The 3,747-nt window shown below is 68.6% G+C and carries 3 protein-coding genes and 1 pseudogene; all 4 read left to right on the top strand.

Annotation, left to right across the window (positions count from 1 at the left end):
- The first annotated feature begins 299 nt into the window (after positions 1-299).
- Positions 300-440 (top strand): hypothetical protein, encoded by a 141-nt coding sequence (locus ACFE86_RS21565; RefSeq protein WP_375457362.1) that lies wholly within the window; start codon positions 300-302, stop codon positions 438-440.
- A gap of 91 nt (positions 441-531) precedes the next feature.
- Positions 532-1,824, top strand: coding sequence for a matrixin family metalloprotease (locus tag ACFE86_RS21560; RefSeq protein WP_375457361.1), 1,293 nt, complete (start codon positions 532-534; stop codon positions 1,822-1,824).
- A gap of 212 nt (positions 1,825-2,036) precedes the next feature.
- The gene (locus tag ACFE86_RS21555) at positions 2,037-3,263 is read left to right on the top strand and encodes an ABC transporter substrate-binding protein (RefSeq protein ID WP_375457360.1); all 1,227 of its coding nucleotides are present in this window, start codon (positions 2,037-2,039) and stop codon (positions 3,261-3,263) included.
- 171 nt (positions 3,264-3,434) lie between these two features.
- A pseudogene (locus ACFE86_RS21550) lies at positions 3,435-3,747 on the top strand (branched-chain amino acid ABC transporter permease); the annotation flags it as partial.

Raw genomic sequence — 3,747 nt, 5'->3', positions numbered from 1 at the left:
CGAACCAGGACCAGAGGAGTCAGAGTCCACCGTTCTACCGTTAAACTATCCCCCACCGAAGGGACGGGAGCCGCCTCGCGTTCCGGTCGCGGCACGCTGGCCGGCGGCCGCTCGGAAGGGGTCCGTCGTTCGGGAGCGATCCGGTTAAGGGGAAAGACCGGATCGGTCAACAGGCGGCCGGCCGCAGAGGGCCTGCCCGGCGATCGTCCGGGGTGCGTCCCGCGCGCCGGCATGATATGCCTGTGGCCGGCGCTGGTCCGGATCTTGAAGGCCACGGCGTCGGTGCCGGAGTGTTGCCGATGCGGATTCGCAAGCAAGCCACCTACGACGGGGTCTGGACCGTCTTCATCGGCGACGGGCTCTGCATCAGCGCGTTGAACGAGACCGATGCGGACGCGCTGATGGACGCGTTCTCGCGGATCGCCGGCACCGCCGACTGACCGGGGAGCCGGGCGGCCTGGTGTTTCGGCGCACACCCGGCGTTCACGGTTCGGTGGCAGCGTTGCGCCGGACGAGCACCACGGGGCGACCATGGCCGATTATGTCCTCGAAGGTCCGCGCTGGGGTGCCGGCGCGGTGGGCACAAGTGGGGGCGTCGTCACCTGGGCGGTGTCGGGTTCGGTCCCCGCGAGCTTCGTGCCGGTTCTGGCGAGCGCCTTCGCCGACTGGACGGCGCAGGCCGACATCGCCTTCCGGCAGGTGTCCGCGACGGCCGGGGCGAACATCGTCTTCGCCGACGGCGCCATCGACGGCCCGAGCAACACGCTCGGCACCACGAGCTACACCTACGCCGGGACGCAGTTCCGCGCGGCCTCGGTGACCTTCGACAGCGGGGAGGGCTGGCACGGCTCGGGCAGCCGCATCGTCAGCACCAGCAACGTCGATCTGTTCCTCGTCGCGGTGCACGAGATCGGCCACGCCGTCGGCCTCGACCATTACAACGCCGCGCCCGCGGTGATGAATGCCGTCCTCAACGGCACCGTGACGGATCTGACCACCTCCGACGTCGACGGGATTCGGGCGCTCTACGGACAGCCCCGGGCGACGGGCGCCTGGACCGCCCTCGTCGACGGCGCGTTCTACCGGGCGCAGTACGCCGACGTCGCCGCGAACGGCATCGACCCGGCGACGCATTACGACCGGTACGGCTGGCAGGAGGGCCGCGACCCGGATGCGTATTTCAGCACCACCGGGTATCGCGCCGCCAACCCCGACGTGCGCGCGGCCGGGCTCGATCCCCTGACGCACTACGACGCCTACGGCTGGCGCGAGGGCCGCGACCCCTCGGCCGCCTTCGACAACGAGCTCTACCTCGCCCGCAACCCGGACGTGGCCGCCGCCGGGACGGACCCGCTGACCCATTACCTGCAGTTCGGGCGCGCCGAGGGACGCCCGGCCTACGCCGCCATCGGCAGGGCCGCGGATCTTGCCACGCATCCGGGCTTCGATGCCGCGTACTACCTCCTCAGCAACGCCGACGTCGCCCGCGCGGCGATCGCGGCCGGCGGCGACAGCTTCGCCTTCGCCTATCAGCATTACCAGACCAACGGCTGGCGCGAAGGGCGCAACCCCGACGCGGTCTTCGACGTCGCCGGGTACCTCGCCGCCTACGGCGACGTGCGCGCGGCCGGCATCGATCCGCTGGCGCATTACGAGAGCTCCGGCTGGCGCGAGGGGCGCGACCCCTCGGCCGCCTTCGACACCCACGCCTACCTCGCCCATTACGCCGACGTCGCCGCCGCCCGCATCGATCCGATGCTGCACCACCTCCAGTACGGGGCGATCGAGGGCCGGAGCACCTTCGGCGACGGGCATTTCGGCTGAGCCTCGCGCCGACGGCCGGCGCTCGGTCTACAACCCGGCGGATGTGTAGGCGCGAACCGGCGCGACGCGTTGCGTTCGACGAACCGTTCGACAATATCCCGGTGTCCGGCTATGGCATCGGAGCCAGCACGGGCCGCACGGCCCGCGACGATGCCAGAAGGCATCGCGCCATAAACAGAACGTCCCATCGGCGGGACACGGAGGAATCAGCCATGAGACTGACGACGCGCGCGTTCGTCGGCGCCCTTCTCGGCGCGACGAGCCTGGCCACGTTCGGCGCCCTGCCGGCCGCGGCCGCCGACCCGATCAAGATCGGGGTGACCGGCCCCTATACCGGCGGCTCCTCGGCGATGGGCGTGTCGATGCGCGACAGCGCCAGGCTGGCGGTTGCCGAGATCAACAAGGCGGGCGGCGTGCTCGGGCGCCAGATCCAGCTGATCGAGCGCGACGACGAGGCCAAGAACGAGGTCGGCGCCCAGGTCGCGCAGGAACTCATCAGCAAGGAGCGGGTCGTCGCGACGATCGGCTTCGCCAATACCGGCGTGGCGCTCGCCGCCCAACGCTTCTACCAGGAAGCCGAGATCCCGGTGTTCAACAATATCGCCACCGGCACGATCATCACCAACCAGTTCAAGGCGCCGGACTACGACAGCAACTACGTCTTCCGGAACTCGGCCTACGACGTGCTCCAGGCCGGGATGATGGTCGACGAGGCGCTGGCGCAGGGCCACAAGAAGATCGCGATCCTGGCCGACTCGACCAATTACGGCCAGCTCGGCCGCGAGGACATCGAGAAGTACCTCGCCACCAAGGGCGTGAAGCCGGTCGCGGTGGAGAAGTTCAACATCAAGGACGTCGACATGACGGCCCAGTTGCTGAAGGCGCAGCAGGCCGGCACCGACGTGATCCTCGCCTACGGCATCGGGCCGGAGCTGGCGCAGATCGCCAACGGCATGGCCAAGCTCGGCTGGAAGGTGCCGATGATCACATCGTGGCCGGCCTCGATGCAGAGCTTCATCGACATCGCAGGCGCCAACGGCAACGGCGTGATGATGCCGCAGACCTTCATCGAGGACAAGACGCTGCCGAAGCGCAAGGCCTTCCTCGATGCGTATTACAAGACCTACGGCGTGACGAAGATCCCGACGCCGGTGGCCGGCGCGCAGGGCTACGATTCAGTGTTCCTGATCGCGGCCGCGATCAAGCAGGCCGGCTCCACCGAGGGGCCGAAGATCCGCGAGGCGCTGGAGAACCTCAACACCAAGGTCGAGGGCGTGGTCACGACCTACGACAGGCCGTTCACCGCCACCGACCACAACGCGATCTCGCGCAACATGGTGGTGTTCGGGCGCGTGCAGGACGGCAAGATCGTCTACGCCAAGGACGAGGACGCCAAGAACGCCGGAATCGTCCGCGTCAAGGAAAAGGCCCTGAACTGACGTTTTCGTCGGTTTGGGCGGGATGATCGGCCGCCGCCGGAACGCTCACCCAGCGTCCGGCGGCGCGGGACGTTCCCTGCGGTCGCAGGGATCGTTCGAACCGGGACATCCGAAATCGCCATGCAGCCAGCCTGAGCGACCAGAGTTTCCGGGACGAGCATCGGCAAAGACATGACTATCTTCCTCCAGCTCGTCGCGTCCGGCGTCGCGGTCGGCATGATCTACGCCGCCATCGCCTTCGGCTACCAGTTGACCTTCGCGACCTCGAAGACCCTGAACTTCGGGCAGGGCGAGGCGCTGGCGCTCGGGGCCCTGTTCGGCCTGACGCTGGCGCCGATCACCGGCTACTGGCTGATGATCCCGCTGGTGCTGGTGTTCGGCTTCGCGCTCGGCGCCGTCGTCGAGCGCCTCGCGGTGCGCCCGGCGGTGAAGATCAAGTCCGAGTACGGGTGGATCATGGCCACCATCGCGCTCGGCATCATCT

Origin of the sequence: uncultured Methylobacterium sp. (genome assembly GCF_964244095.1) — a bacterium.
Lineage (GTDB): Bacteria > Pseudomonadota > Alphaproteobacteria > Rhizobiales > Beijerinckiaceae > Methylobacterium.
This window is presented reverse-complemented; position numbering and strand designations above follow the sequence as displayed.

Coding starts and splice junctions, on each gene's coding strand:
- ACFE86_RS21565 (WP_375457362.1), top strand. CDS start 300: ATGCGGATTCGCAAGCAAGCCACCTACGACGGGGTCTGGACCGTCTTC.
- ACFE86_RS21560 (WP_375457361.1), top strand. CDS start 532: ATGGCCGATTATGTCCTCGAAGGTCCGCGCTGGGGTGCCGGCGCGGTG.
- ACFE86_RS21555 (WP_375457360.1), top strand. CDS start 2,037: ATGAGACTGACGACGCGCGCGTTCGTCGGCGCCCTTCTCGGCGCGACG.